Genomic DNA, 1,686 nt, shown 5'->3' with positions numbered 1-1,686 from the left:
CGTCGCCGTCACCGAAACCGACTCACCCACCACCGACGGATCGGGGGACGACGACACCGTGGCCGTGGTAGCCGCCTGGTTCACCGTCTGGGTGTCAGTGCCGGACGACGGGTCGAAGTTGCCGTTCCCGGCGTAGGAGGCGGTGATGGTGTACGGGCTGCCCGCCGTCGCGGCGTAGGCGTGGGTCACCGTGGCCACACCACCCGTCAGGGTGCCGGTCTGGGTCGGCGACCCGTCACCGAAGTCGAACGTGACCGTCCCCGTCGGCGTCCCCGCACCCGGCGACACCGGCGCCACCGTCGCCGTCACCGACACGTTCTCGCCCACCACCGACGGATCCGGCGAGGAGGTCACCGTGGTCGTGGTGTCCGCCGCGCCCACCGTCTGCGCGTCGGTGTCGGAGGAGCCGGCGAAGCTGGTGTCTCCGCCGTAGGTGGCGGTGATGGTGAACGGGCTGCCGGTCGTCGTGGTGTAGGCGTGCGTTGCCGTGGCCACACCGCCCACGACGGCTCCGGGGACCGGCGTGGAGCCGTCACCGAAGTCGAAGACGACGGTTCCCGTCGGCGTCCCCGCTCCCGGAGCGGTCGCCGTCACCGTGGCCGTGGCCGTCACCTGTTCACCGACGAGGGACGGGTCGGGTGCCGACGTCACGACGGTCGTCGTCGCCGACTGGTTCACCGTGTGGGTGTCGGAGCCGACCGACGCGACGAAGTTGCTGTTGCCGGTGTAGATGGCGTTGATGGTGTGCGGGCCGACCGTCATGGCGCTGGTGGTGACGGTGGCCGTGCCCGCGGTGACCGGGGCGCTGAGAACCGGTCCGCCGCTGATGACGAAGAACACGGTCCCGCCGGGCGTACCGGCGCCGGGCGCGTTGGCAGTCACCGTGGCGGTGATCGTCACCTGCTCGCCGAAGACCGACGGGTCGGGAGTCGACGTGACCGTGGTGGTGGTCGTGGCCTGGACCACGGTCTGGGTGTCGGTCCCGGTGGAGGCGCTGAAGTCTCCGTCCCCGGCATAGGTGGCGGTGACGGTGTAGGGGCTGCCCACGGTGCTGGTGTAGGTGTGGGTGAGCGTCGCGGTCCCGCCCACCAGCGCCACGGTCTGGGCGGGTGAGCCGTCCCCGGGGCTGACGACCACGTTCCCGGTGGGCGTTCCGGCGCCGGGTGCCGTGGCGGTCACCACCACGGTGATGCCGACCGGTTGGCCGACCACGGAGGGGTCGGGGCTGGTGGTCACCTGGGTGGTGGTCGCCGCCGCGTTCACCGTCTGCGTGTCGTTGCCGGTGGAACCGGTGAAGTCACTGTCACCGCTGTAGGTCGCCGTAACGGCGTACGGACTGCCGGAGTCGCTGGTGTAGGTGTGAGTGGCCGTCGCACTACCACCCGCCACCGGCACCGACACCGTCGGACTACCATCACCGAAATCGAACGTCACCGTCCCCGTCGGAGACCCCGCACCCGGCGACACCGGTGCCACCGTGGCCGTGAACGTCACCTGCTGACCCACCACCGACGGATCCGGCGACGACGACACCGACGTCGTCGTGGCCGCCGCAGTCACCGTGTGCGTGTCGGACCCGGTGGAACCGGTGAAGTCACCGTCACCGCTGTACGTCGCCGTCACCGCGTACGGACTGCCGGAGTCGCTGGTGTAGGTGTGAGTGGCCGTCGCACTACCACCCGCCAC

Annotated in this window: 1 protein-coding gene; it reads right to left on the bottom strand. The window is 70.8% G+C overall.

Going from position 1 to position 1,686, the window contains the following annotated elements:
- Positions 1 to 1,533, bottom strand: a 1,533-nt coding sequence (locus tag ACZ49J_RS15240) for an Ig-like domain repeat protein (RefSeq protein WP_468349342.1), incomplete at its 3' end; no start/stop codon positions are given.
- Between the last annotated feature and the right edge of the window lie 153 nt (positions 1,534 to 1,686).

This window comes from Streptomyces sp. NPDC030840, from assembly GCF_055572015.1.
This window is presented reverse-complemented; position numbering and strand designations above follow the sequence as displayed.